Genomic DNA, 25,100 nt, shown 5'->3' on the forward strand with positions numbered 1-25,100 from the left:
GCATGGTTTTTGGCAACTGGTATAAATAGGCTGAGATTGTTTGCAGACAATCGTTCAGGTGGCACAATTAGTTTAGCAGTTATTTAAGGCGCTGCTAACTATCGATCGCCTAGAATTAATTGAGAGATTATTAATTAACCTCGTAATAATACGGACGGCACTGACTAAACAGAGAAACATTAATCTAGTTGTGCTTGAAAAATTAGTGTTTTCAGGCGTTTGCTATTTGTATCGGAAAATATTCGGCTGTTGGGCCGATCGAGCTGTACGTTCTCAGTTATTGCCACGCTTATCGCGTTCAGTAACGCCTATCAATTATGTCGCTTTCAGGGAATGACGTATGAAAAAGATTCTAGTGATTGAGGACGAGCAAGTAATTCGGGAGAATATTCTCAAACTCCTCAAAGCTGAAGGTTTCGACGTGACGGGTGCAGAAAATGGAGCAAAAGGTTTATATGCGGCGGTATCAAATCTTCCCGATGTGATTATTTGCGACGTGATGATGCCAGAACTTGACGGCTATGGGGTGCTGGTGGCCTTGCGATCGAATCCTGTTACTGCTACAGTACCTTTTGTTTTTCTGACCGGTAAAGCCGATCGCTCTGAAATGCGTCAAGGTATGGAATTGGGAGCAGATGATTACCTGACTAAACCTTTTAGTAAAGCGGAACTTGTGGGCGCGATATCGAGTCGCTTGAAAAAACAAGAAGCTGTCGCCGAACAGTACAATATTTTGCGAGGGCAAGGCAGCGAATTTATCGAAAATACTGCCGACAAATTAGAACACATAAAAACCAGTTTGTGCAACGCACTGGAACGAGAAGAATTCCAAGTTTACTATCAGCCGCAAGTCAATGTCCAGACAGGTAAGATTATGAGCGCAGAAGCTTTAGTGCGCTGGGTACATCCAGAAAAAGGGCTGATTTCGCCCGCAGAATTTATTCCCCATGCCGAAGAAACTGGCTTCATTGTACAGTTAGGCGAGTGGGTGTTGCAGACAGCTTGCAGGCAAATGCAAGTTTGGCAAAATGCGGGTTTTCCGCTCCGAATAGCGGTAAATCTGTCGCCGCGCCAATTTCACCAACCGGATCTCAGCAGCAGAGTTGCCCAAATTTTAGCAGAAACTGGTTTGGAAGCGAGCAGTTTGGAATTAGAGCTGACAGAAAGTTTGATGGTAGAAGATGCCGAAAGCGCGATCGCAACTTTGCAACATTTGAAAAATTTGGGAGTTTGTATATCTCTTGACGATTTCGGAACTGGGTATTCTTCTTTAAGCTATCTGACGCAATACCCTTTCGATACTTTAAAAATAGACCGCTGTTTTATCAGCAATATCACTGATGGTTGCACCAATGCAGCGATTGTGAAAGCTATTATTGAAATGGCGCACAGTCTATGTCTTGAGGTAATTGCTGAAGGAGTTGAAACAGAAGCAGAAAAAGATTTTTTATGGCGCCATAAGTGCGATATAATGCAAGGATATTTGTTCAGTCCTCCTTTGGCAGCAGCGGATTTTGAACAGTTGTTGGTGGCAGGAAAATAAAATATCTATTAAGTCAAGGTGGATCCTATAATTAAGTGCGATTGTCGGGGTGGGATATGATAGAAGAATCCAGAAGTAACGTTGACTCACTCAAATCAAGCAATAAAAAAAATAAGGAATTTTACCTAGCTGTTCAACTAGCTCTACTGATAGTTTTCCTAGCTATTTTGTCCAAATTTTTTGTCATTGTCAACGCTGGAGAACGGGGCGTACTGATGCAGTTTGGGAAAGTTCAAGAACAGGTACTCGGAGAAGGAATCCACGCAATATTCCCCACAGTTTATACTGTAAAAAAGTTGACAGTCAGGGTACAAAAACAGGAAAGTTCCGCTGAAGCTTCCTCAAAAGATTTACAAGATGTTTTCACAGATGTAGCACTCAATTGGCATATTATCCCAGAAGAAGCAAATGCTATTTTTCAACAAATAGGTGACGAAAAAGAAGTCGTCGATCGCATTATAGAGCCGGCTGTTGAAGAAGTATTAAAAGCAGTTATGGCTAAATACACGGCTGAAGAGATTATTACTAAACGGGGAGAAGTTAAAGCCGCCGTTGATGATTCTTTGACCTTGAGGCTGGTTACGTATCACATTGCAGTTGATGATATTTCTTTAGTACACGTTCACTTTTCTGAGCGGTTTAGCGAGGCAGTGGAGGCGAAACAAATTGCCGAACAGGAGGCAAAAACAGGGGAGTTTTTAGCGTTAAAGGCAGTAAAACAGGCCGAGGCGAAGGTGAATTTAGCCAAGGGAGAAGCCGAGGTGCAAAGGTTGCTGCGGGACAATTTGACTCCAGAACTTTTGGAAAGGCAGGCTATAGAAAAATGGGATGGGAAATTGCCGCTGATTACTGGTGATGGGGGTAAAAATTTATTGGACTTAAGGAAATTGGTTGAAAGATAATTATAATCCTGGATGCAGGGGTCGCCAGAAACCGGGTTTCTTTACACAAATACAGGGAGTTTAGCTTCTTATGTGGGTAAAAAACCTGCTTTAGTGAGTATTCGTGCGGCAGTCCTGAATTACCAATTACCAGCACCTTAAGTTAATATCTGTTCAAAAGCTTTAGTAATTCTAGTTTGAAAACGCTGTCGGTGCTTCAGTTTTAAAACAGGTTTAATTATTTCAAAAGATACATTAGAGCTTGGTTGGCTATCTATAATTTTAATCGCTCGCAGTGTAGATAGCTGCACTTCTTTTTTTACCATCAATTCAGGAATAGCCGCTGCACCTGTGCCACTTTCCACTACTGCTTTTACCATTTCGCTGCTATTCAAAACTAAAGTTACATTTAATTCATGGGGATTAATGCCCCAACTTTGCAAAGCTTGTTCCAACATTTGCTGCACTCCAGAACCAGCTTCTCGCATCACCCAATCCGTTTTCGCAATTTCCGTTAAACTCACCTCTGCCCGTTCAAACCAAGGGTGAGATTGGCCAACTACAATCAGCAAGCGTTCGCTGCCTACAACTTCTTCCTCCAGAGTGTTCTTAAGCGAAGCTTTGATGTCTCCCGTCACTAAACCTAAATCAAATGTTCCCGTCGCCGTCCCCGCACAAATTTCTTCGGCATTTGCCAGAGTACAATTCACGGAAATACCAGGATATTGCTGTTTAAACTTGCTAAGTTTGTCAGGCAACCAATAATTGCCAATGGTCAGACTGCAACCCAAGTTTAATTCGCCTCGCTGCAAGTCGTTCAACTCCCGCAAACCTCTCTCAGTCAAAGCAACTTGGTCGAGAATTTTCTGAGTTTCAACTTGCAGCAACTTCCCAGCATCTGTGATTTCGATGCGGCGGCCGATGCGGTGAAATAGTTTTACTCCGTATTGCGCCTCTAAGCTTTGGATTGTCGCGCTGACAGCAGGTTGGGTGATGTAAAGTTCCTCCGCTGCGCGGCTGAAGTGTAGGTGTTCCGCGACAGCTAGAAAAACTCGCAGTTGGTCAAGTGTCATTCCGGCCATGCTGAGTAACCTTTTACTAAATACAGTTATTTTTTGAGACTAAAATCTATTGCGGCTAAGCTTTGACCTGAACTTGTCCACTATCTTGTACAGGTTGGAATTGCCAATAAAGCACGGTTGGCAGCCGCTATTTCAATTTTCCTTTTAAGGTCAAGGGTTGGAGCTGGTGGCGACAGATACGTCTGGTCTTCCCACAGGTCTTTGGCCGCGGCACTGCATCACTTGTATTTATTAATTTGATAAAAAACAACATTTGATTCTACCCCTGAAGAGCCTTAAGGTGATACTTAAGCTTCTAACGCAGGGTCCGATACTGAAGCAGCACCGACAAGTTTAAGCCGATCGCCAAAAGTCGATCGACAAAAAGAGAGAAGATAAATGACTAAGAAAACGCCAAAAAATCACAGTCCCCACGGCTTAAAGCCGGACTGTCTCTCCTTCGGGGAGGTTTTAGCTCAATCCTTTGCCGTCATTGCACCTACAACGATACCAGCCTCTAATATAGGGTTAATTGTCGCTCTTTCAGGTAACGGGGCTTGGCTGAGTTTTGCGATCGGCTTGATCGGTCTAGTATTTGTCAGCATTAATATCAACCAATTTGCGAGTCGATCGGCTTCTGCAGGTTCTCTTTATTCTTATATTGTTAAAGGACTAGGCCCGACTGCAGGCGTAATTTGCGGCTGGAGTTTGGTACTGGCTTATCTATTTACTGCGATGGCCGTTTTGTGCGGTTTTGCCAACTTTACGGGTATTTTCATCGGTCATTTAGGCATCCATCCCTCACCGATTACGCTGTTATCGATCGGGGCTGGCGTTGCTTGGTATGCAGGTTACAAAGATATCCAGCTTTCAGCTATGGCGATGCTGTGGCTGGAAGGAGCATCGGTGGCGGCGATCGCACTTTTAGGAATTATCATCTGGGCGCACAAAGGTTTTGCCTTAGATATGTCGCAACTGACTTTGGAAGGCGTAACTCCGGGGAACATAGCGACGGGGCTTGTCTTAGTAATGTTTGGTTTCTCTGGTTTTGAAAGTGCTACATCTCTGGGCGACGAAGCGAAAAAACCCTTAAAAAATATCCCCAGGGCTGTCATGGGCAGCGCTGTGATGGCAGGCTTATTCTTCATTTTGATGACCTATATTGAGGTTTTGGGTTTTAGCGGTACTGGAGTTTCTATTACTAATACTGAAGAACCTCTGAGTTTTCTGGCACAACAAGTGGGCATGGGTTGGCTGGGAGAGTTAGTGGCTTTCGGCGCTTTATTTAGCTTTTTTGCTTGCGTGCTCGGCAGCATCAATCCAGCGGCGAGAGTATTTTTTATGATGGCGCGCCACGGTTTGTTTCACTCTTCATTAGGTGTAGCGCATTCCTCTAATAAAACTCCCCACGTTGCAGTAACGATGTGTACATTTCTGACATTTATTGTGCCGGCGGTGATGTCTATGTTTGACATCAAACTGTTCGATTGTATGGGTTATTTGGGGGCAATTTGCAGCTACGGATTTTTAACCGTGTACGTCTTAATTTCGATCGCAGCCCCGGTTTACCTGCACAAAATTGGTAAGTTGCGCCTGCGAGATGTAGCGTTCTCGGCTGTGGCGATCGCATTTATGATGATTCCGGTTGCGGGCAGCGTGGGCATTCCAGGCAGCACTATGTTCCCACCTCCAGAAGCTCCTTACGATGCGTTTCCTTACTTGTTCTTGATGTACTTGGTGGTTACTTGCGGATGGTTTTTCTGGCAGCGGCTGCGTTCTCCTGAACTGACGGGCTCGATGCAGCAGGGTATTGACGCAATTCACGCCAAATTCGAGGAAGAAAATGCAATTTATGGTGGTGTTCGATTCAAAGCCGTTCCCTTTGACAGCGATCGTTTTTGATTAGCAGTTATCAGTTCGCATTCAGGACGAAAAGTTTTTAGCAACGGGGTTTTTACTGAGTTCTTACAGCATTGTCGAGCAGCATTTCAAAGGTTGGCTAGGAACAACAGCCCACAAGAAAGTTTAATTTTTGGGAATCCGGAGAGCGATTTGCTAATATACTATTCCGGCGACTACAACGAAATAAAAAATATCAGGAGACACAGAAATGAATGAATTATTAACAGCAACTTCTACCGCCATGACAGCTTTTACGGCTACGAATCTAGACGATATTCTGATTCTGCTGCTGTTTTTCTCACAGGTGAATGCAGTATTTCGGCGCAGGCATATTATCTTCGGTCAGTTTCTGGGCTTTACTGCACTGGTTTTGGTTAGCCTTCCGGGGTTTTTTGGCCGCTTAATCTTTCCGCCAGATTGGATTGGAATGCTGGGTTTGCTGCCAATTGCGATCGGGCTTAGCCGCTTGCTGAATTCCGAAACTGACAATTCGGAAGCTGAGGCAGAATTAGAGCAATCTGAGAAATCTTTTTTTAGCAGTTTTCTGTCTCCTCAAACTTACAGCGTAGCAGCGGTGACGGTGGCAAATGGGGGCGACAATATCGGCATATATGTGCCGCTTTTTGCTAGCAATACTTTAGAAAGTTTGGCGGTGGTTCTCACTGTATTCTTCGGGATGGTGGGCGTTTGGTGCTACGCTGCTTATCGGTTAATTCAGATGCGGGCGGTTGCGGATAATTTGACTCGCTACGGCAATCAGATTGTGCCTTTTGTCTTGATCGGATTGGGAATGGCGATTCTGGTGAAAAGCGGCACTCTGGCAAGCCCAACTTTAAGTATAATATCTTTAGTTGGTTGCTGTTTCTGTTTGATAACTATGAGTAGAAGTAACGCCAGCGAAACAGAAGTTTAGAAAAATTGCAGGGACAGCACATGAATTGGATTGCAGCAGCGATTATTGCCGGGATTACATCTTTTGCCGCAACCAATATCGACGATATGGTGATTTCGATGCTGTTCTTCGCCCAGGTAAATGATACTTTCCGTCCCCGGCATATCTTTTTCGGTAAGTACCTCGGATTTGCAGCACTCATCGCTGCTAGTTTGCCCGGTTTTTTTGGCGGTTTAATTGTGCCGAAAGCTTGGATTGGCTTGCTGGGTTTGGTTCCGATCGCGATCGGCATCAGTCACTTAGTCAAGAGAGAAAATCAGGAAAATGACGTACAAGCCGTCTCTGGCGAATTTAACCGTCAATCTAACTCATCTTTACTGTCAAAACTCGTCAATCTTTTCAATCCCCAAACTTTGAATGTGGCTGCGGTAACAGTGGCCAACGGGGGAGACAACATCGGCATTTATTTGCCGCTGTTTGCTAGCAGCGATTTGCCGAGCTTGGTGGTGATTTTGGCGGTTTTCTCGGTGATGGTAGGTGTTTGGTCTTATGTCGCTTACCGATTAACTCGCCAAAGGGCGATCGCTCATATTTTGACTCGCTATACCAAGGCTGTTGTCCCTTTTGTATTGATTGGTTTGGGAATATTCATTCTGATTGAAAGTGGTAGTTATCGGCTGCTTCCGGCGTTTCACTCTAACTAGGAATTAGCCCCGGTTCCGCAACTTCCATCCCTCTATAGGTAGATAATTTTTATGGAGTTCATAAGTTCTAACTCATCATTTTTACCTTTCCAATTTTTTCCTTAAAATAGTGTCTAAATTACTTGCCATATATCACCTATTATGCTAAGTTAATAATGAACTAATTAACCGAGCTAAAAGCAGCTTCAAACTAATTTAGCCTCGAATTTTTACGAAAGTTCAAGCCATCTTGTGAGCTAGCAAATTGCCAGACTTAGGCAAGAATATACCTTTCATTTCAATAATAGTGTAGTGGTGAATCAAACTCAGCTAAAAACTTGAGGAGTAATCCTTAAAATATCGCCCGAACACTTCGCCACTACCCCACGCCGCTCAACTTTGACAATAGGTCTAATCCTAAACCACCAGATTTTTAGATCCTGCAAAATTTGGTTTCTCAGCCAAACCAGTTAAAGAGATATCGTTTTTGCCTAAGTCCTAAGATAGCAAGCAAACAGAAAGTTGGAAAAAACCTGACAACCGAGAAAAGGAGAAAAATTGTGAAAATCTTCAAATTTGTTTTAGTGCTGTTGGTAATGGCCGCCAATTTAGTATTCGTTCCCCCATCCTGGGCTGACGCTCCAAAAACGCCGATATATGCGAGCAATCCCGACTACATAGAGGTGACTGAAGCTCTGAACACTCTCAAGGCAGCGAAAGACGCACCCGATAGCGCCCAGAATTATACCCCTGAGGAACTCCGGAAAAAAATCGCTCAATTGGAGTTTCAAAAATACACTTTAGAAACGGGAAAACCTTGGGGTCAGTGCCGCAACGAGACCGGAAAAACCCTGGCTGTCTACGGCCCGAAAGGCAAAAAAGCCGCTTCTTCTACTTACGACAATGCCCTTTATTTTCTAGCTGACGGCCAAACAACTGAACATAAATGGGATTGCGATGGAATTTTTCTCCCCAGTGATATCAAAGCAACCGATTTAAGGGCGACCGATCAACCTTCCGAAGAATTGACTGGGGGTCTAGCTGTTAAGATAGTTGACGGAACTCAAGTTGTAGCCAGAGCTAATCCCGATACGGGGGCTGTAGAATTCAACGTTCCTACTGCTAAGGTTTTCCAGCCTGGGGACGCGAATTGGTTTGTTCCTGACGTGACTCAGGCTTACATAGATACGCAAGTTCCCAACGCACCTACTGAGGAAAATGATTAGTTTTGGTGAAGTTGTAATGCGATCGGCTGTTTAAAGCCCGTTGCAATGCAAAATCCCGCCGGGGAGCAATCCCCGGCGGATAATCATCCAAGCGAAAATATATCGGTTTACCTTCTTATTTCCCATTAAAATTAAAAGGTTAATCTATGCTATTAAATTGGAAATCCACCAAAGTAAATACAGAAAAGACTAAGCGACCCAATCCGTCGCGGGTTCGGGATCACTTGGCAAACGAGCGCACTTATTTAGCATGGATGCGGACAGCAATATCCCTGATGGGTTTTGGCGTAGTTATTGTGCGCCTTCGCACCTTTCATCCCCCTCTACTCCCAACTCCCGGCAATGGCTGGAAGTTGGGTTTGCTTTTTTCAGCAGTGGGTTTGCTGACGGTGTTATTCTCAACTAAGCACTACTTTGGCGTCCGTCACGATATCGATTACGATACTTATGAACCTACCGATCGCTGGGTAATTCTTTTCAGCCTCGCGATCGCAATCCTAGGGGCTGGGGTAATTTATTATATGTTCACCGTTCCTTCTAGCTCATTTGGTTTGATGGCACCTGAATAACGGTGGCGGTTTAATATGAATATTAAAGAGTTCGATCGCGTGCAATTATCGTTCAAACCGATGCAAGTAGATGATGAGAAACTACAGCAGGCAAATCTGTCGCGGGCGATCGATCGATCGGCAAATGAGCGCACCTTCTTAGCCTGGATGCGGGCAGCGATCGCCCTCATGGCTTTTGGCGTCGTCATCATCCGACTTCGCGTCGTGCAAATGCCCGTAAATTACCGTCAGGCGATGGGGTGGAAGTTGGGTTTAATCTTCTCTCTAATAGGTTGGGTGACAGTCTTAATCTCAACTAAGCATTACTTCACCGTTCGCCACCAAATTGACCGCGATACCTACAATCCCCCAGACGCCATGGTTTTATTTTTCAGTTTTGCTGTGGGCTTATTGGGAATTGGAGTAATTTATTCGATTTTGGCAGCCGCCCTGGGCCCAAGTAGTTCTGTCATACCCGATTGATTGTCAACAGGAGTTAATTATGAACAACGATACAGTTGCCACGATCGCTTCCATTCTCATCTTAGGTGCTGCTGTCTGGGCAGCATTCGTAGTGCTGGAGACTGTCGCGAAAATAGTCCCTAAATTGCTCGGCGTGACAGTCGCGATCGGGCTTTTGCTCGTTTACCTGCAATATTACTGGGGCATCGATACTGCATATCTTTGGCAAACTGTCAAGCATTTGCCTGAAGCTTTCAATTTCTCGATCTCAGTCTAAACAGACACCAGCCAGCATTCTCAACAACCTCTCCCTCATCGATATTTTTGTACCCGAAAGAAAGTAGATTGAGCCGATCGACAACAAAATACGGTAACTCGATTGATTTACTAGACATAAGTCAGCTTTGCTGCTAAACTACGGTAAGTCGATCGATTTATGAGCTATTATCGTGGAAAACGCTAAAAAAGTCAGTCAAGAGTACCAGCTTGCAGGACAACTGACCCAACAGTTGCCACAAGCTAAGGGTTTTAAGGAAATCTGGTTTAAAAAAATCAGAGGCGGGTTACTTCTGGGAATTGGATATTTGCTATCACCGCTGTGTTGGTGGAACGACATATTTTTCAATCTGCCAATTGCCTACGCCTTTGGGTATATCTGTAGTGGGCTTTCCCCAGATTTACTGTTTCCTGGCACAATTGTCGGCTACTGGCTTTCCAATATTGCTGGAATTCTGTTGATGCAATTTGGGGCTGTAGATGTTTTTACAGACAAACCCAAGGAAAAAAACCTCAAAAAAGAGTTATTGACGGGTTTAGTTTCCTCAACCGCCTTCACCATTGTCGTTGTGGCATTGATTCATTTTAATGTTCTCGATACTCCAGATTACTTTGCCGGCAAAGAGTCGGTTAACCTCAGCTCTGTTTTACCTATGACCATAGTCACTTCAAGGTAGAAGGCTGAACATAAACCATCAATTTATCGAGGGTTTTTAATCAGTTACACAGGTAAATATAATAAAATCAGGGAGCTTTTACACTACATTTTCTTGTAGCTTTGTTTAATTGCATTTACTGAGTTCAACCTAGAATATTGTAGCTAAACACGAAAAAAATTAAGCGTTGAATAGCAAAAGTTCGGGTAACAAATATTGAAATGCGAGTAAGATTTTGCCTGTGTTGCTGTGTGGCAGGAGCCGCCCAAGTTATCTATTTGTTGGTTGGCAGCGCTTAAATACACAGTTTTTGGGCATAACAGTGAACTACTTATTACTATCCTTTCTCAGCTTTTTTGTTGGCATTATCGTTGGTTTGACCGGAGTTGGCGGAGCGTCGCTCATCACCCCAATGTTAATTTTTGTTTTCCAGGTTCCGGCATCAATTGCTATTAGTTCGGATGTCGTAGCTGCTACACTGATGAAAGTTGTTGGCGGCTTTAAACACTGGCAGCAAAAAACCCTAGACTTGCAAGTAGTTAAGTGGCTGGCTTTGGGCAGCGTGCCCGGTTCGCTGACTGGGGTGTGGATTTTACACTGCATCAAATCCAGCGGAATTCAGGACTTAGACAGCATATTGCTGCGCGTTCTCGGAGTAGCGATCGCCCTAATTGTCGCTTTATCGCTGCTCCAATTAGCGGTCAAAACTTTTTTCCCTAATTTTAAATTGCCTTCGCCCCCTGAATGGGACTTAAATACTAATTATGGTCGTATTTGTACTGTGAGTGCGGCAGCAATTTTAGGCTGCATAGTTGGAATCACTAGCGTGTCTTCCGGTTCGATGTTTGCACTGTTGCTGATTGCTTTTTTCCGCCTGGATACTTCTAAATTGGTGGGGACAGATATTTCTCAGGCGGCAATTTTATTGATGTTTACATCTCTGGGACACCTCAGCCTCGGAACAGTAAACTGGGGTTTAGTTGTGCCAATTTGGTTGGGTTCGGTGCCTGGAGTTTTGGTAGGGGCTAAATTCTGCCAAATTATGCCTCAACGCCCGCTAAAGTTTGTGATTTACGGAATGTTGGCAATGGCGAGTTGGAAGTTGTATCAAGTTTGAAAACTAGGGTAAGGTCAGGAGTATTGCTGTAAACAAATATACGCTTTCGGTACACTCCGGCAGGGAATTAATTCCCTGCCGGTCTTTCGGGTTAAACTAATAGCAATGTCGCAGTAATAACGATCGCCCCTACTACGTATTAATAATTGCTGACTAATGCTTCGAGTTCGCTGACTGTCGGCAATTCTAAGTCTTTGAACAGCACTGTACTGAGGTAGCGTTCGCCATAAGAAGGCTGCACAAAAACTATCAATTTTCCTGCATTTTCGGGACGCTTGCCGACTTGAATAGCTGCAAACAAAGCCGCGCCTGCTGAGATTCCTGACAACAATCCTTCTTCTCTGGCTAGTCGGCGACTGTAGGCGATCGCATCTGCGTCGCTAACTGCAATCACCTCATCAATTAACTCGGGTTTCAACACTTCCGGAATAAATCCTGCACCAATCCCTTGAATTTTGTGAGCACCAGATTTACCTCCAGAAAGCACGGCGCTGGTGGCTGGTTCAACTGCGATCGCCTTAAAACTCGGTTTGCGCTGTTTAATTACCTCAGCAACTCCAGTAATTGTGCCGCCGGTGCCAACTCCAGCCACTAAAAAATCTACTTTACCTTCTGTATCTTCCCAAATTTCCTCGGCCGTGGTTGCCCGGTGAATTTTCGGATTAGCGGGGTTGCGAAACTGTTGCAGCATGAAAGCATCGGGGGTTTCTTCTACAATTTCTTCCGCACGGGCGATCGCGCTTAACATCCCTTCATGTCCCGGAGTTAATTCCAACCGAGCTCCGTAAGCCTTTAACATCGATCGGCGCTCTAAACTCATCGTATCCGGCATTGTTAAAATCAGACTGTAGCCTTTCGCCGCCGCGATCATTGCCAAAGCAATTCCAGTATTGCCTGAAGTCGGTTCAACTAAAATAGTTTTCCCCGGTTGAATTAGCCCCGCATCTTCTGCCGCCTGAATCATGCTCGCCGCAATCCGATCTTTCACCGAAGCAGCCGGATTCATCCCTTCCAATTTTGCTACTATATGAGCAACTACTCCTTCGGCTTGGGGAATTTTATTGAGCTGAACTAAAGGAGTTCTGCCAATTATTCCTGTAACATCCTTAGCAATTCTCATGGCTTAATTTCTCTCCCTTTAAATGTAGTACATGGGATGTGCTTGTTTGCGAACATCCCGCTGTTCGCACAAATCTTGTAATGTGTATTTGCCCAAAACAGCCCAAGATGCCTGTTGAGCTTCCTGCCAGATTTCTAGCACCGCAGTTTTTTCTATTGTTACAGATTCCGAAACTTTTTGAGTCGGGGCACTGCCGTCGCCTTCGAGTGTCGAAAACACCTCTAGCAAAGTAATCTGCCAAGGCTCTTTTGCCAGCAAATAACCGCCTTTAGCGCCCCGCAGACTTTGGACGATACTCGCACGCCGCAGCACGGCAAGAATTTGGTCTAGATAGCGTTCCGGTATCTCTTGAGAAGCAGTAAGTTCGTTTACTGTTAGGGGCGAATCCTTCGGGTAGTGGCTCGCCAGTTCCAAGAGCGCTAACAGGGCATATTCTACTCTAGAAGATAGTTCCACATTCCCCACTGGCGATCGAGTTTAAATTGTACATTATATAATAGTACACAATTCCGGTAGGTGTACAGGTGTTAGTATATTTTTATTACAAAAACGGTTGGAGAAATCCCGTGAGCAACGTCAATGTAAGTTTAAGCTGTCGGCACTGTCGGTATTACGAGCAACACGGACACAGGGGCGGAAACTGCCTGATGCTCGGCGTGGGGGTACAGGGTGGGTGGAAAGCTTGCCCCTTCTTGGTTCCGCCCTTTGCACCGTCTTGGGAATACCCAAAAGCGGGTAGATCCCGAAAGTCTCAAATGTTGCAGGGAGCGAGTATTTTACAGGCAATACCACCCCCTTCAAGTAACTGCTAAGAGGTAGGTGGATATATGCTGTCTCACCGTTAAGTTTATTCATACTCACCTACTTAACGGCAGTCAACAGGTGCGAGATATCGCATCTGTTGGCAGTGAGAAGAAAGAAATAAACACAAAGAAAAAAGCAAGTGCGACGATCGCACTTGCTTTTGAACTTATTGACGAGTCGATGAGAAAATTTAATTAACGCACATTTGATACAAATTATCTGTTGCCCAGACTATTCTGAATTTGATCGAAGATTGCACCGTCACCAAAGAACTTGCTTTGTGCCCCCTTCCAGCCACCCATATCACTGACTGTAAACAGTTTACCAATTCTGGGAAACTGACTGCTAAATTGTCCGGCTACCGTGGAGTTAACAGGTCGAAAACCCACTTTAGCAAATTCTCGCTGAGCTTCAGGCGTGTAAAGATATTTCACAAAAGCTTCCGCCACCTTAGTAGTTCCGTGCTTGGCTGCGTATTTATCAACTACAGCCACGGGGTTGTCAATGGAAATATTCACTTGGGGGATGATGAAAGGTTCAGCTTCGCCCTTTTGTTTCGCCAACAAAACTTCATTTTCATAGTTGATCAGCACATCCCCTTGGTTTTGTTTGTAGAAAGTATCAGATGCTTCGCGGGCATCTTTGGGAAGCACGGGCACGTTTTTATAAACCTGGCTGACAAAGGTGCGGGCTGCTTGTTCGTTTCCTCCGTTTCGAGTTATCGAACCCCACAAAGCTAAGAAATTCCACCGCGCGACACCAGAGGTTTTAGGATTAGCAGTAATTACTTTGATACCGGGTTTGGCTAAATCGGCCCAGCCTTGTATTTTTTTGGGATTTCCGGCCCGCGCTACTAATGCCACGACTGATTTGCTCACAATCCCGCTATTTGGCACTTCTCGCTCCCAACCCGATTTAATTAGACCGGCTTCTTGGATGCGATCGGTATCAAAAGCTAAGGCTAAGTGTACGACATCGGCTTCCAAACCGCTAATCACAGCACGGGTTTGAGAACCTGAACCCCCGTAGCTTTGGCTGATAGTGACATTCTGGTTGTTTTCTCGTTTCCACTTGGCTACAAAGCCGGGAATAATCTTTTCGTAGGCGGATTTGGTAACAGAAAAGGAAACTAAGGTAAGTTCGACATCTTTTGGTTTTGCCTGGCTGATTGCAGGCTGAGGGATTAACCAGCTCAAGCCTAAACCTATTGCAAAAAATAAAGTAAAAACTTTGAACAGGGACGGTTCCAGCAACTTTGCTGGCTTCAGAGAAAAACCTGCCGCAGGATTGTTTTTTTGCGAAGGAAACAAAATTTTATCTTTTCGACGATGGTACCACATTAACGAGAGTTCCTTTTGTTGTTTGAGTTTCTGGTGAATTGAGCGCAAAACTTAACGTAATGCGCTGGCAAGAAGTGCAAATGCAATCCGATTATATTTGCCAGGAATATCTATAAGATTTCGCTATGGCATTAATTTTTGCCAATGGTAACAATCACACTATTTAGAGAGTTTTTTGCCCGTATTTGGGCATCGCACTTAAGTAGCGAGCCCAAACTCTCTTTACTTAATTTAACAGACTACACGATTAAATACTTAATGTCTATAGGCAAACAGTAGTTTTGTTCTTTAAATTCTGGAGTCCGAGGAGCGATCGCAAATATAATTCGGGCAACACTACCCACTTCATCAGCAGCAATCGACAGCCAACCTTGCGCGCTGATGGAAGCAATGCCACTAAAAAAAGCGCCGACATTGCAGCCAAAAGCTAGTAGGGATCCATAGCAAATCAAAAATATCTCACAAACTCCCTAGAAGTTTTTGTGAAAAAAGAGGATACAATATCTGGGGTTAAAAAGGTTAACAGTTAACTGTTAATATCGTTATTTTATATTTCGTAGTGCCACACCTCAGAAGGTTGCAGAATAATCCGGTGGAGTGGGAGACGATCTATCAAGCCTTGCTGCTCAAAATGACCGAGGGTTCGAGTGACAGTTACGCGACTTGTACCGATAATTTCTGCAATATCCTGATGCGTTAAAATCATATCGATCAGATGTCCTCGCTCTACCTCAGAACCAAACCTCTTAGCCAGCCAATTTAATAGTTGATAGAGCATAAAATCAACTCTTTTGTAACCTCGCATTACCATAAAATCTTCAGCCTGCTGAATGTGAGTGAGCAAAATATCTTTATTTAGCCAGCGTTCGCCACATAGTAAAATTGCCTCGACTTTAGTTAGGCATTCAATTTGAAAAGGCTCGCATTTTGATATCGCTTTGCCGATCGTATCACCAGGCCCCCACAATCCCAAGGTGATAATTGTACCATCTTCAAGCCACGTTACAGTTCGCACTACTCCACTTTCAATTCGCCACAGAGCATTGCTTCTGTTGGGCAAGTGCGAGCGACGAGAAAATATATGTCTGCTCGTTTCATCAAAAGTTTTAGTGGAAAGAGAAGCAATAGTCATAGCCAGTTACTGAAAGAATAAAAGTTAGTTTGTCCAATGACAGCAGGATAGTGTGGTTGGCAAAAATCTATATAAATTAAAGCTTTACTAGATTCCGGCACCGTCTAAAAACTGTGTAATGAATAAATCCGAAGACAGGAATAATTCATGTTTTTGGACCTCTGCTTGCTCTGATTGAGTTGTTTTGAGCGGAGATAATTGAGATTTTAAAAAATCCACCTGCTCTTCTAAATCCTTAATTCTATCGAACAAAGCTCGAATCGCTTGAGCTTCCAAATCCGGTAAGCCTTGAGAATTTAGAGGATCTTCCACCTGCTTTTTTCGAGAGATAATGCGGCCGGGAATTCCCACAACAGTGCAATCGCTAGGGACATCCCGCAGCACTACCGAACCCGCACCAATCCGAACATTATTGCCAATTTGAATATTGCCTAAAACCTTAGCACCGGCTCCCACAACTACATTTTCTCCCAGCGTCGGATGCCGTTTTCCTATTTCTTTACCCGTGCCGCCAATTGTGGCTCCTTGATAAATGACAGCATAATCTCCAACGATCGCAGTTTCGCCAATTACCACCCCCATGCCGTGGTCGATAAACACGCCCCTACCAATTTTTGCTCCTGGGTGGATCTCAATACCTGTTAAAAAGCGGCTTAGTTGGGAAATCAAGCGCGGTACAAACGGCAGGCCAGCAAAATAAAGCCAGTGTGCTATCCGGTGCAAAAAAAGTGCTTGCAGTCCGGGATAGCAAAATAATACTTCCAGCCAGTTGCGCGCCGCAGGGTCGCGTTCGTAAATAATTTGCAAGTCACTGAACATATTTACTCTCGCCGTGTTTGGGTTATAGAGTATCGGCAGTGCCAACGGTTTAAGCTGCATAAAGCAGTATTGATTGTGGCATTATTACATATAATACTATAATCCGACCGAATTACAGTAGTTAATGAGAAAAAAATTTTCCTTCCCCAGCCCTTTCTAAGCTGCCTCGGATATTTTCCGCGAAACAAACGGTACAGCTTGTCTGACTTCTTGCCGCAGCGGAATCTCGATCGAGAATTCCGTCCCCAATCCCGGTGTCGAATCGCAGCGCAGCGCACCCTTGTGCTTTTCTACGACAATTTTATAGCTGATGGACAGTCCCAATCCTGTCCCTTTTCCTACTGGTTTAGTCGTAAAGAAGGGGTCGAACAGCCGTTTTTTGACATTTTCTGCCATACCGGGGCCGTTATCAGATATCCGCACAATTATTTTGTCAGGGAGTGAATATTCTGTGGTTATGGCGATCGCGATCGGATTGGCTTTCGCTGCTTTGGGCCCGCGCTCGAAGTTGTAACTCTCAAGGGCGTCGATCGCATTAGCCAGAATATTCATAAACACCTGATTTAATTGTCCGGCATAGCACTCTACCAAAGGTAAATTGCCGTAGTTTTTAACAATCTCGATCGGCGGGCGATCGCCTGTAGCTTTCAGGCGACTTTGCAGAATTAGCAGAGTGCTGTCAATACCTTCATGAATGTTGACAGGTTTCATTTCGCTTTCATCTAAGCGAGAGAAATTCCGCAAAGATTGGACGATTTGAACAATGCGATCTGCTCCGATTTTCATCGAAGACAGCAGTTGCGGCAAATCTTTGCTGAGAAAGTCAAAGTCAACCTTTTCTAAATACTCGGAAATTTCCGATGGAGGGTGTAAATATTGTTTTTGGTATAGTTTTACCAACTCTAACAAATCGCTAGTATATGCGCTGGCGTGGTGGATATTGCCGTAAATAAAACTAATAGGATTGTTCACTTCGTGGGCGACACCAGCGACTAATAAGCCCAAACTAGACATTTTTTCCTGCTGAATCAGTTGACTTTGAGTTTGCTGCAACTCTTGCAAAGTTTGTTCTAGCCTTTGAGATTTAGCCGTGCGTTCTGCTGCTATTTTTTCAATTAAAGCGGTATAATTCCACAAGCTCATTAGATAAAGTGTCGCCGCCAAAGTTAAAATTGTCCCAAAAATTAAAACCGTCAAAGAACGCCAAAATCTTAGAGGATTAATGTACTCTGGCGTTAACCGCAGTTGCAGCAACCACCTGCGATTTTCAATATTGAGAATGCGGGTGCAACTGCTGCCATCCGGGCAGTAAGCTCTTTCCCCAATTTGGAGTTGATTTTTAATGTTTTCGTCGGTGACGATCCTTTTAGTCTTTGCTTCGTAAAAAGCGAGAAATCTTTCCGCTTCAGGAGCCATAGCATCTTGAAGATACACATTAACAAAGTTGAGTTGAGTTTCCTGCAAAGCCGACTTCACAATAGCATCAACGAGCAAAATACCGAAAGCAAAACCTTTCAAATTTTCGGGGTTTCTAGAAAGTGAATTTGGCGACAATTCTGGGGTATTGTCAGAAGAAATTTGACTAAAAATTGGTAGAAATACGAATACGCTTGGTTGATTTTGTGAAGACCATTTTTGACGGTCAGTCGCGATAATTTCTTGTCTTTTGGCGGCTTTTTCTAATGCTGGCCGATTGGCAGTCAAATCTAAACCTAAATCTATTTCATCAGTCAGGAATTGCGGAGAGTCAGAAACACGGGGCAGCCAAGCGATCGCCTTAAGGCTCGGATGGCGGTACAGGGCAGGACCAACAAATGTATTAATTTCGGGTTTTTTAACGCCGTCAAATACGCTGTAAAATGCTCCCACCGCCCGAATTATTTCTAAATTGCCGCTAACATCTCTCTGAATGTCTGTAGCTATTTTGTCCAGCCGGTCTTGCAGTTCGGCTTGCATGGATTTATATTCCCAATTGTACGCAACTGAAGAGGCGATCGCAGACAGTCCCAATCCTGCACAAAGTGTTAATCCTGCCTGGATGTAACGGCGATAACTAAGTAAAGTGCTAGTTGCTAAATTCAAGAATTTGTTAGCAGTCATATTCTTCACCTATCTTGTTTCTAGTTCTCGTTCCCAGGCAGACCCTGGGATTTCTCGTTTTTCTCGTTCTCAGGCTCTGCCTGGGAATGAATTTCAGGAGGCTCTGCCTCCGATTTAGAGCCACGAGACAGCATTACCAGGCACGAGCCTGGTAACGATGTGGGAGCAGTGTTTTGTAGAAGATCCCGGATAGTATTTTGAGTAAGATGCAGTCGCTGATTTAAATTGAATAGGCAGGAAAAGTCATGGCGTGTTTGGGCTTGACGTAAACCTGCTGATCTCGCGTTAACTGTAAAGAATCGAAGCGCTCGCGACTCACGTAAGCTGTTACTACCTGCTCCGATTCTAACAGTAACTCGGTTTGTATTTCCCGCCCTAAATGAATGATGCGACTGACTGTTGCTAATGCAAAACCAGACTGCGGCTTAGTTTGAATTTCCACATCGTGGGGACGCAAAAACACTAAATCAGAATGGGCTGCTCCGTTATTGTGAGCCGTTGTGCCGTTGCTGGCGAACAAACCCGCAGCATTCGGCAGCACATTGACAGGCCCAATAAAACTCATCACAAAAGCTGATGCCGGTTTGTCGTAAATTTCTGCAGGAGTGCCAACTTGTTCGACTTTACCTTTATTCATCACCACAATTTCATCGGCTACTTCCATAGCTTCTTCTTGGTCGTGAGTCACAAAAACTGTGGTGATGTTAACTTCTTTGTGAAGGTTGTGCAGCCACGATCGCAATTCTTTGCGGACTTTAGCATCTAATGCTCCAAAAGGTTCGTCTAGCAGCAGCACTTTTGGTTGAACTGCTAGAGCTCTTGCCAAAGCAACCCGCTGCCGCTGACCCCCGGAAAGTTGGGAAGGATAGCGATCGCCCAAACCTGTCAACTGCACTAAATCCAAAAGTTCATCCACCCGCCTGCTAATAGAGCCTTTAGGAACTTTGCGAATTTCCATCGCAAAAGCAATATTTTTCCGAATACTCATGTGTTTGAACAAAGCGTAGTGCTGAAACACAAAACCGATATGCCTCTCCTGCACCGACTGATGAGTTGCATTTTCACCCGTCAGGTAAATCTGACCGCTGTCGGGCGGTTCTAGCCCCGCGATCATCCTCAGCAGAGTCGATTTCCCGGAACCCGAAGGCCCCAACAGCGCGACTAAAGATCCCCTTTTAATTTCTAAATTCACGTTGTCAATTGCGTGGAAGGAGCCGAAGTGTTTCGATACGTTCTGAACTGTAATGCTCATGAGTTTATTTACCTATTTTTGGAGTTAACGAACTAAACTCCGCTTATCTGACAGATTTACAGTAGTATATCTTGAAAATAATATTTTGCCACACCTGTAACTTTTTGTATTGTATTTTGAGACACTCCTGATGGGGACGGCGCTTTAAAGTTGACGCTAGCGGGCCCAAAGAGTTAACCCGCAAGCGTTTCGAGATGTGGCTGTAGCGGTAAATGCGATCGTCCCAGAGTAAGCAATGCTGAAATTATGCAGCAACCGGGTTTGATCGGCGAAAATACTGCATCACAACCTTTAAAACCTTTAATCCCCGTAAAAAACCCGATTTCTTTGCTGTCGCTGTATATTTTATGGCTGCCGACAATTCCCCGACTCCCGGCGATATTGAAGATTTCAGGTAGGAATTGCTCAATCTGAGGTGCGATCGCACACAATTTAGATCACAATAGTTAATTCAGAAGCCAGCCAGCTTCACCTTTGAGAAACGACAGAATAGTAAATTCTAACCAGAACACCACTATGGGAAAACCAACAGGCTTTATCGAATTCTTGCGCGAATTGCCCTCTGAACTCTCACCTGTCGAGAGAGTCCACAACTGGGACGAATTTCACCTGCCAATGGAGGAGGACAAACTCCGCACCCAAGGCGCGCGCTGCATGGATTGCGGCATTCCGTTTTGCCACACGGGCACAATTATCAGCGGCATGGCAAGTGGCTGCCCGATTAACAACCTCATTCCCGAATGGAACGACCTAGTATATCGCGGACTGTGGAAAGAAGCCCTAGACAGACTCCACAAAACCAACAACTTCCCGGAATTCACCGGCCGCGTCTGTCCCGCCCCCTGCGAAGGCGCTTGCGTGCTCGGCATCAACAACCCGCCCGTGACTATTAAAAACATCGAAGCCTCGATTATCGATAAAGGCTGGGATGAAGGCTGGATTACCGCCGAACCACCCGCCAAACGCACCGGCAAAAAAATCGCCGTCATCGGTTCCGGGCCTGCCGGTTTGTCCGCCGCCGCACAACTAAATAAAGCCGGTCATTGGGTAACAGTATACGAAAGAGCCGATCGACCAGGCGGCCTGCTAATGTATGGCATCCCCAACATGAAGCTAGACAAAGAACAAGTCGTAATGCGCCGCCTGAAAGTCCTCGAAGAAGAAGGCGTGACATTCGTCTGCAACACCGAAGTCGGCAAAGACTTACCAGCCGAACAACTGCTAAAAGAATACGACTCCGTTGTGCTCTGTACCGGCGCCACCAAACCCCGCGACTTGGGCATCCCCGGCCGGGAATTAAAAGGCATCCACTTCGCAATGGACTTCCTGACTGCGAACACCAAAGCAGTTTTAGACAAGAGCACCAACGATAACTTCATCTCCGCCGAAGGCAAAGATATCGTCATCATCGGCGGTGGCGACACCGGCACCGACTGCGTGGGCACCTCCATCCGCCACGGCTGCAAAAGCCTGGTACAGCTTGAAATCCTCCCCAAACCGCCCTCGGAACGGGCGGCCAACAATCCCTGGCCGGAATGGCCGAAAGTCTACCGTCTCGACTACGGCCAAGAAGAAGCAGCAGCCAAATTCGGCGACGACCCCCGCGGCTATCTCACCACGGCGACAAAGTTCGAGGGCGACGAAAACGGTAATGTCAAAGCCGTGCACACCGTTGAGGTGGAGTGGACGAAAAACGAGAAAGGGCAGTTCATTCCGAACCACATCCCGGGCACTGAAAAAGTGTTGCCCGCACATCTTGTGTTGCTAGCGATGGGCTTCCTCGGCCCGGAACAGCCCTTGCTGGATGCGCTGGGATTGGAACGCGACGCCCGCAGCAACGTGAAAGCCGAGCACGAAAAATATACAACCAGCATTCCGGGAGTTTTCGCCGCTGGTGACTGTCGCCGGGGACAAAGTTTGGTGGTTTGGGCGATTAATGAAGGGCGCGGCGTGGCCCGGGAGTGCGACCTTTATCTGATGGGGAGCACGGATTTGCCTTAGTTTTTAGGATTTACGCAGAGACTCTAGTTGTAGGGTGTGCACGGCGCACCTTACAACTACATAGTTGTGTAAAAAATATATTATAAAAATTGACTCATGTAGCGTAAGTCTTGTTAAAGCAATATGTACTCATCTTACAATACAAAACCGTGTAATCTGTTGCTGCTAGTAGGACTCAAAGGAGTTGGCAAGACGTTCATTGGTAGTGTTTTGGAGCAATATCTAGATGTAAAGTTTCTACGGATTGAACCTATATTTCTTGAGGTGCTTAGGCTAGAGCCAGGATTAGAAGGAATTCCGTTGGAGAAACGAGGATTCCAAATTGTGTTAGAAAAACTGGATGAGTTAGCTCAATCACATTCCACCCTTTGCATCGAGTCTACAGGCACAGCCCATACCTTCTCAGAGTTATTAACAGCCTTGCGACAAGGCTTCCGCGTGTTCCTAATCCATGTACAAGCTCCACTCGATACCTGTATAGAGCGAGTCATGACGAGAGATGTCTCAACCCACATTCCTGTTTCAGACCATAGGTTAAAAGAAATTAATGAACGTGCGTTGCTGGTCGATTTGCCTTGGGATTTAGAGATTGATAATTCTGAGTTCCAGGATGAGACTGCTATTGCTCAATCGGTAGAGAAGCTTTTACAGGCTTAATCCGAAACCGGGCTTTTAGGTTGCCCTCGCTCAACCAAAATTCAACGGATCGACATCAATAGTTAAACTAACAGAACGCGGCGTGCGATCGCGCAATCCGATCAAATCCGACAAATCCACCGATTCATCCAAAGGCAACTTCAGCAAAATCTGCCACCGATAGCGATTTGCCACCCGCATAATCGCCGCCGGTGCAGGCCCCAACAACTCACATCCCGGTACAGACAATCGCTCAATATACTCCTGACAAACCGACGCCAATTGTACCGCAGTCACCGCCACTTCCGCCGCATCTGCACTGCTCAACCGCAACAAAATCAGCCGCCCCGAAGGAGGATAATTCAGCGCTGCTCTTTCTGCCAATTCTGTTTCCACAAAACCTATATATTCGTGCCGCCTAACTGCTTGAATAACCCGGTGTTCGGGAGTGTAAGTTTGAATAATTACCCGCCCCGGATCGTCGCCTCTGCCAGCACGGCCCGCGACTTGAGTTAAAGTTTGAAAAGCTCGTTCGCTGGCCCGATAGTCAGATAAGTTTAGCAACCCGTCAGCAGACACAACTCCCACCAATGTTACTCCAGCTAAATCTAACCCTTTCGTCAGCATTTGCGTACCCAACAAAATATCAGCTTCCCCATTGGCAAATAGCGTTAACAATCTGCGGTGGTCGCCCTTATTTCTAGTCGTATCGCTGTCAAATCGAATTGCCCGCAATTCGGGAAATAATCTCGTTAATTCCTGTTCGACTCGCTGAGTGCCGCTGCCAAAGTTTTTGAAGTAAGGAGAACTGCATTCCGGGCAGTTTTGGGGGTGTCGTTCCGTGTGGTTGCAGTAGTGACAGCGCAATATTTCTGCTGTTGCTTCGCCGACGTGGTGATAAGACAGGGAAACATCGCAATTCGGGCATTCCATCACATAGCCGCAACTCCGACAAGACACAAAGGTACTGTGTCCTCTTCTGTGAATAAACAGGATACCTTGCTGTTGTCTTTCTTGCAATTGTTCCAGCGCGTTTTGCAGAGAAGCACTGAAAATTGAGCGGTTTCCTTGCCGCAATTCTTGGCGCATATCGACTATTTCCACAGGTGGCATCGGGCGGGAATAAATGCGATCGGGCAAGGATAAATAATGGATATTTGGTAACGAGTAATAATCTCGGCGCGTCCCGACAAAAGTCTCTAATGCTGGCGTTGCGGAACCTAAAATTAAGGGACAATTTTCTAATTCGGCGCGCCATTTGGCAACGGTGCGGGCGTGGTAGCAGGGGGGTCGATCGTCTTGTTTGAAGCTGCTGTCGTGTTCTTCATCGAGGATAATTAAGCCGAGGTGAGGTAAAGGCGCAAAAATAGCCGATCGCGTGCCGATGACAATTTGCGGCGTTCCAGTCAGCATCTGACGCCATGTATCGTAACGTTCGCCATCGGATAGGGCGCTGTGGTACACGCAAATTTGCTCGCCAAAACGGGCTCGGAATCTGTCTGTAAGTTGCGGTGTGAGGCCGATTTCGGGAACGAGTACGAGGGCGGATTTGCCGCTGGCTAAGATGGGGGCGATCGCCTGCAAATACACTTCGGTTTTCCCGGAACCTGTAACGCCGTGCAGCAGCACTTGACGAAATCCCGAAAAAGAGTTAATAAACGCTAAGGCTTGAGCTTGAAAATAAGTTAAGGTTTTTGGTGCATCGGGCAATTGAGAAATTCCGCGATCGCCCCTGAGAACTTCCCTTTGGTCAATTACAACACTACCTTTTTGCTCCAAATTTTTGACAACAGAAGAACTCGCGCTGCAAATTCTCAGCAAATCGTTCATCCACATTTCACCGCCACCGCGCCGCAAAACTTCCAATACTTCTTGTTGCCGCTTGGTTAAATCTGTGACAAATGCACTAGCAATTAATGTCACTGCCGGTTTTAGTTGTGGTTTGGGAGGATTTGGAGGTTCTAAATAACTTTCTACCCAACCGCGTTTCAATAAATCTTTCAATCCCCGATAACTTCCCTTAACTTGGCGCTGGAGGTATTGCCAAGTATAATCGCCGTTTTTTTGAGCTTGCAGCAATTGCAAAATTTGACTCGCGGCGGGATTGAGAAATGTTTCGGCATTGGGAGAAAGAGCATCCTTAATTAAGCGAATTCGGCGCACGGAACGGCTTAACAAACCGGGCGGCAGCGAGGCTCTAATTACTTGAATTAAAGGTGTGCAATAATAGGTGGCAGTGCGTTCGAGTAATTCCCAGTAAGTCGGTGGGAAAAATCCCGTACTGACAACATCTTCGACATCTTTAACCCGCGCCGGATCTAAGTCGGGCGGCAGTTGAGAAATGAACCGAATCGCGATCGCGCCTACCTGTTGACTGCCAAAGGGTACACTCAAAATATCCCCTGGTTGCACGGTAAGTTCCGCAGGTAAACGATAGGTAAATAACTTATTTTCCTCCCCAGGCGAGTCCCCCGCAACCCTGAAAGGAGAGTCCACCAATACCTCGATCCACTCTGCCCGCACAGTGGGGCGCTGTGGCGGTTCGCTGCTGCCGTAGGATGCCCCGGCCTCTGCCGCTATAGGGGTTGACAAACCAAAAGTGACAGTAGACATAGGGTTGCACATCAAACTAGAAGGAGCCGCGGTCAA

General features: G+C 45.5%; 24 protein-coding genes. 14 read left to right on the forward strand and 10 right to left on the reverse strand.

Annotated features, from left to right (window positions below; genetic code table 11):
• The first annotated feature begins 340 nt into the window (after nucleotides 1-340).
• Together QUA53_RS12025 and QUA53_RS12030 are read left to right on the forward strand one after the other, a co-directional pair.
• Nucleotides 341-1,543 carry an EAL domain-containing response regulator gene (locus tag QUA53_RS12025; RefSeq protein WP_333097527.1) on the forward strand — a complete coding sequence of 401 codons (1,203 nt, stop codon included), beginning with the start codon at nucleotides 341-343 and terminating at the stop codon, nucleotides 1,541-1,543.
• A 56-nt stretch (nucleotides 1,544-1,599) separates the two neighbouring features.
• Nucleotides 1,600-2,445 (forward strand): prohibitin family protein, encoded by an 846-nt coding sequence (locus QUA53_RS12030; RefSeq protein WP_333097525.1) that lies wholly within the window; start codon nucleotides 1,600-1,602, stop codon nucleotides 2,443-2,445.
• Nucleotides 2,446-2,582: 137 nt separating this feature from the next.
• Here QUA53_RS12030 and QUA53_RS12035 read toward each other — a convergent pair whose 3' ends face one another.
• Nucleotides 2,583-3,497 carry a LysR substrate-binding domain-containing protein gene (locus QUA53_RS12035; RefSeq protein ID WP_333097523.1) on the reverse strand — a complete coding sequence of 305 codons (915 nt, stop codon included), beginning with the start codon at nucleotides 3,495-3,497 and terminating at the stop codon, nucleotides 2,583-2,585.
• A 387-nt stretch (nucleotides 3,498-3,884) separates the two neighbouring features.
• Here QUA53_RS12035 and QUA53_RS12040 point away from each other — a divergent pair, with 387 nt between their 5' ends.
• From QUA53_RS12040 to QUA53_RS12080, 9 genes are all read left to right on the forward strand, one after another.
• Nucleotides 3,885-5,387 (forward strand): APC family permease, encoded by a 1,503-nt coding sequence (locus QUA53_RS12040; RefSeq protein ID WP_333097522.1) that lies wholly within the window; start codon nucleotides 3,885-3,887, stop codon nucleotides 5,385-5,387.
• A 208-nt stretch (nucleotides 5,388-5,595) separates the two neighbouring features.
• The gene (locus tag QUA53_RS12045) at nucleotides 5,596-6,300 is read left to right on the forward strand and encodes a cadmium resistance transporter (RefSeq protein ID WP_333097520.1); all 705 of its coding nucleotides are present in this window, start codon (nucleotides 5,596-5,598) and stop codon (nucleotides 6,298-6,300) included.
• A gap of 20 nt (nucleotides 6,301-6,320) precedes the next feature.
• Nucleotides 6,321-6,983 carry a cadmium resistance transporter gene (locus QUA53_RS12050; protein ID WP_333097518.1) on the forward strand — a complete coding sequence of 221 codons (663 nt, stop codon included), beginning with the start codon at nucleotides 6,321-6,323 and terminating at the stop codon, nucleotides 6,981-6,983.
• A 539-nt stretch (nucleotides 6,984-7,522) separates the two neighbouring features.
• Nucleotides 7,523-8,188: a hypothetical protein gene (locus QUA53_RS12055; RefSeq protein ID WP_333097516.1), complete on the forward strand. Its 666-nt coding sequence runs from the start codon at nucleotides 7,523-7,525 to the stop codon at nucleotides 8,186-8,188.
• A gap of 146 nt (nucleotides 8,189-8,334) precedes the next feature.
• Nucleotides 8,335-8,757, forward strand: a complete 423-nt coding sequence (locus QUA53_RS12060) for a DUF202 domain-containing protein (protein ID WP_333097514.1) — start codon at nucleotides 8,335-8,337, stop codon at nucleotides 8,755-8,757.
• 15 nt (nucleotides 8,758-8,772) lie between these two features.
• A complete protein-coding gene (locus tag QUA53_RS12065) occupies nucleotides 8,773-9,219 on the forward strand; it encodes a DUF202 domain-containing protein (protein WP_333097513.1) in 447 nt (148 codons plus the stop codon).
• Between the two features lie 19 nt (nucleotides 9,220-9,238).
• Nucleotides 9,239-9,475 carry a hypothetical protein gene (locus tag QUA53_RS12070; protein WP_333097512.1) on the forward strand — a complete coding sequence of 79 codons (237 nt, stop codon included), beginning with the start codon at nucleotides 9,239-9,241 and terminating at the stop codon, nucleotides 9,473-9,475.
• Between the two features lie 172 nt (nucleotides 9,476-9,647).
• Nucleotides 9,648-10,151 (forward strand): hypothetical protein, encoded by a 504-nt coding sequence (locus tag QUA53_RS12075; protein ID WP_333097510.1) that lies wholly within the window; start codon nucleotides 9,648-9,650, stop codon nucleotides 10,149-10,151.
• Between the two features lie 301 nt (nucleotides 10,152-10,452).
• Nucleotides 10,453-11,247 (forward strand): sulfite exporter TauE/SafE family protein, encoded by a 795-nt coding sequence (locus tag QUA53_RS12080; RefSeq protein WP_333097509.1) that lies wholly within the window; start codon nucleotides 10,453-10,455, stop codon nucleotides 11,245-11,247.
• Between the two features lie 139 nt (nucleotides 11,248-11,386).
• Here QUA53_RS12080 and cysK read toward each other — a convergent pair whose 3' ends face one another.
• On the reverse strand, nucleotides 11,387-12,367 hold the full coding sequence (gene cysK / locus QUA53_RS12085; protein WP_333097508.1) for a cysteine synthase A: 981 nt from the start codon (nucleotides 12,365-12,367) through the stop codon (nucleotides 11,387-11,389).
• An 18-nt stretch (nucleotides 12,368-12,385) separates the two neighbouring features.
• The gene (locus tag QUA53_RS12090; protein ID WP_333097507.1) at nucleotides 12,386-12,823 is read right to left on the reverse strand and encodes an Rrf2 family transcriptional regulator; all 438 of its coding nucleotides are present in this window, start codon (nucleotides 12,821-12,823) and stop codon (nucleotides 12,386-12,388) included.
• A 363-nt stretch (nucleotides 12,824-13,186) separates the two neighbouring features.
• Between QUA53_RS12090 and QUA53_RS12095 the strand changes: the two genes are divergently transcribed.
• Nucleotides 13,187-13,369 (forward strand): hypothetical protein, encoded by a 183-nt coding sequence (locus QUA53_RS12095; RefSeq protein ID WP_333097505.1) that lies wholly within the window; start codon nucleotides 13,187-13,189, stop codon nucleotides 13,367-13,369.
• A gap of 17 nt (nucleotides 13,370-13,386) precedes the next feature.
• Here QUA53_RS12095 and QUA53_RS12100 read toward each other — a convergent pair whose 3' ends face one another.
• The 6 genes from QUA53_RS12100 to QUA53_RS12125 form a co-directional block, all read right to left on the reverse strand.
• Nucleotides 13,387-14,511 carry a sulfate ABC transporter substrate-binding protein gene (locus tag QUA53_RS12100; protein WP_333221466.1) on the reverse strand — a complete coding sequence of 375 codons (1,125 nt, stop codon included), beginning with the start codon at nucleotides 14,509-14,511 and terminating at the stop codon, nucleotides 13,387-13,389.
• 239 nt (nucleotides 14,512-14,750) lie between these two features.
• Nucleotides 14,751-14,963 carry a YeeE/YedE thiosulfate transporter family protein gene (locus QUA53_RS12105; RefSeq protein ID WP_333097503.1) on the reverse strand — a complete coding sequence of 71 codons (213 nt, stop codon included), beginning with the start codon at nucleotides 14,961-14,963 and terminating at the stop codon, nucleotides 14,751-14,753.
• A gap of 95 nt (nucleotides 14,964-15,058) precedes the next feature.
• Nucleotides 15,059-15,643 carry a Crp/Fnr family transcriptional regulator gene (locus QUA53_RS12110; protein WP_333097501.1) on the reverse strand — a complete coding sequence of 195 codons (585 nt, stop codon included), beginning with the start codon at nucleotides 15,641-15,643 and terminating at the stop codon, nucleotides 15,059-15,061.
• Between the two features lie 87 nt (nucleotides 15,644-15,730).
• On the reverse strand, nucleotides 15,731-16,462 hold the full coding sequence (gene cysE / locus QUA53_RS12115) for a serine O-acetyltransferase (protein ID WP_445304946.1): 732 nt from the start codon (nucleotides 16,460-16,462) through the stop codon (nucleotides 15,731-15,733).
• A 156-nt stretch (nucleotides 16,463-16,618) separates the two neighbouring features.
• Nucleotides 16,619-18,562, reverse strand: coding sequence for an ATP-binding protein (locus tag QUA53_RS12120; protein WP_333097497.1), 1,944 nt, complete (start codon nucleotides 18,560-18,562; stop codon nucleotides 16,619-16,621).
• A 220-nt stretch (nucleotides 18,563-18,782) separates the two neighbouring features.
• Entirely contained in the window at nucleotides 18,783-19,814 is a 1,032-nt protein-coding gene (locus tag QUA53_RS12125) for a sulfate/molybdate ABC transporter ATP-binding protein (protein ID WP_333097495.1), read from the reverse strand.
• A 474-nt stretch (nucleotides 19,815-20,288) separates the two neighbouring features.
• On the opposite strand from QUA53_RS12125, the gene gltD reads away from it, so the two are divergent.
• A complete protein-coding gene (gltD, locus tag QUA53_RS12130) occupies nucleotides 20,289-21,815 on the forward strand; it encodes a glutamate synthase small subunit (protein ID WP_333097491.1) in 1,527 nt (508 codons plus the stop codon).
• A gap of 159 nt (nucleotides 21,816-21,974) precedes the next feature.
• Complete coding sequence (locus QUA53_RS12135) at nucleotides 21,975-22,472, forward strand: AAA family ATPase (protein ID WP_333097489.1); 498 nt, start codon at nucleotides 21,975-21,977, stop codon at nucleotides 22,470-22,472.
• 30 nt (nucleotides 22,473-22,502) lie between these two features.
• Here the strand turns inward: QUA53_RS12135 and priA are convergent, their stop codons facing one another.
• On the reverse strand, nucleotides 22,503-25,064 hold the full coding sequence (gene priA / locus QUA53_RS12140; RefSeq protein ID WP_333097487.1) for a primosomal protein N': 2,562 nt from the start codon (nucleotides 25,062-25,064) through the stop codon (nucleotides 22,503-22,505).
• Nucleotides 25,065-25,100: the final 36 nt, after the last annotated feature.

The organism is Microcoleus sp. Pol12B3 (assembly GCF_036701355.1).
Taxonomy (GTDB): Bacteria; Cyanobacteriota; Cyanobacteriia; order Cyanobacteriales; family Microcoleaceae; genus Microcoleus.

What these genes read in the sequence shown, in the direction of transcription:
- QUA53_RS12025 (WP_333097527.1), top strand. Translation starts at nt 341, where the DNA reads ATGAAAAAGATTCTAGTGATTGAGGACGAGCAAGTAATTCGGGAGAAT.
- QUA53_RS12030 (WP_333097525.1), top strand. Translation starts at nt 1,600, where the DNA reads ATGATAGAAGAATCCAGAAGTAACGTTGACTCACTCAAATCAAGCAAT.
- QUA53_RS12035 (WP_333097523.1), bottom strand. Translation starts at nt 3,497, where the DNA reads ATGACACTTGACCAACTGCGAGTTTTTCTAGCTGTCGCGGAACACCTA.
- QUA53_RS12040 (WP_333097522.1), top strand. Translation starts at nt 3,885, where the DNA reads ATGACTAAGAAAACGCCAAAAAATCACAGTCCCCACGGCTTAAAGCCG.
- QUA53_RS12045 (WP_333097520.1), top strand. Translation starts at nt 5,596, where the DNA reads ATGAATGAATTATTAACAGCAACTTCTACCGCCATGACAGCTTTTACG.
- QUA53_RS12050 (WP_333097518.1), top strand. Translation starts at nt 6,321, where the DNA reads ATGAATTGGATTGCAGCAGCGATTATTGCCGGGATTACATCTTTTGCC.
- QUA53_RS12060 (WP_333097514.1), top strand. Translation starts at nt 8,335, where the DNA reads ATGCTATTAAATTGGAAATCCACCAAAGTAAATACAGAAAAGACTAAG.
- QUA53_RS12065 (WP_333097513.1), top strand. Translation starts at nt 8,773, where the DNA reads ATGAATATTAAAGAGTTCGATCGCGTGCAATTATCGTTCAAACCGATG.
- QUA53_RS12070 (WP_333097512.1), top strand. Translation starts at nt 9,239, where the DNA reads ATGAACAACGATACAGTTGCCACGATCGCTTCCATTCTCATCTTAGGT.
- cysK (WP_333097508.1), bottom strand. Translation starts at nt 12,367, where the DNA reads ATGAGAATTGCTAAGGATGTTACAGGAATAATTGGCAGAACTCCTTTA.
- QUA53_RS12100 (WP_333221466.1), bottom strand. Translation starts at nt 14,511, where the DNA reads ATGTGGTACCATCGTCGAAAAGATAAAATTTTGTTTCCTTCGCAAAAA.
- QUA53_RS12110 (WP_333097501.1), bottom strand. Translation starts at nt 15,643, where the DNA reads ATGACTATTGCTTCTCTTTCCACTAAAACTTTTGATGAAACGAGCAGA.
- cysE (WP_445304946.1), bottom strand. Translation starts at nt 16,462, where the DNA reads ATGTTCAGTGACTTGCAAATTATTTACGAACGCGACCCTGCGGCGCGC.
- QUA53_RS12120 (WP_333097497.1), bottom strand. Translation starts at nt 18,562, where the DNA reads ATGACTGCTAACAAATTCTTGAATTTAGCAACTAGCACTTTACTTAGT.
- QUA53_RS12125 (WP_333097495.1), bottom strand. Translation starts at nt 19,814, where the DNA reads ATGAGCATTACAGTTCAGAACGTATCGAAACACTTCGGCTCCTTCCAC.
- priA (WP_333097487.1), bottom strand. Translation starts at nt 25,064, where the DNA reads ATGTCTACTGTCACTTTTGGTTTGTCAACCCCTATAGCGGCAGAGGCC.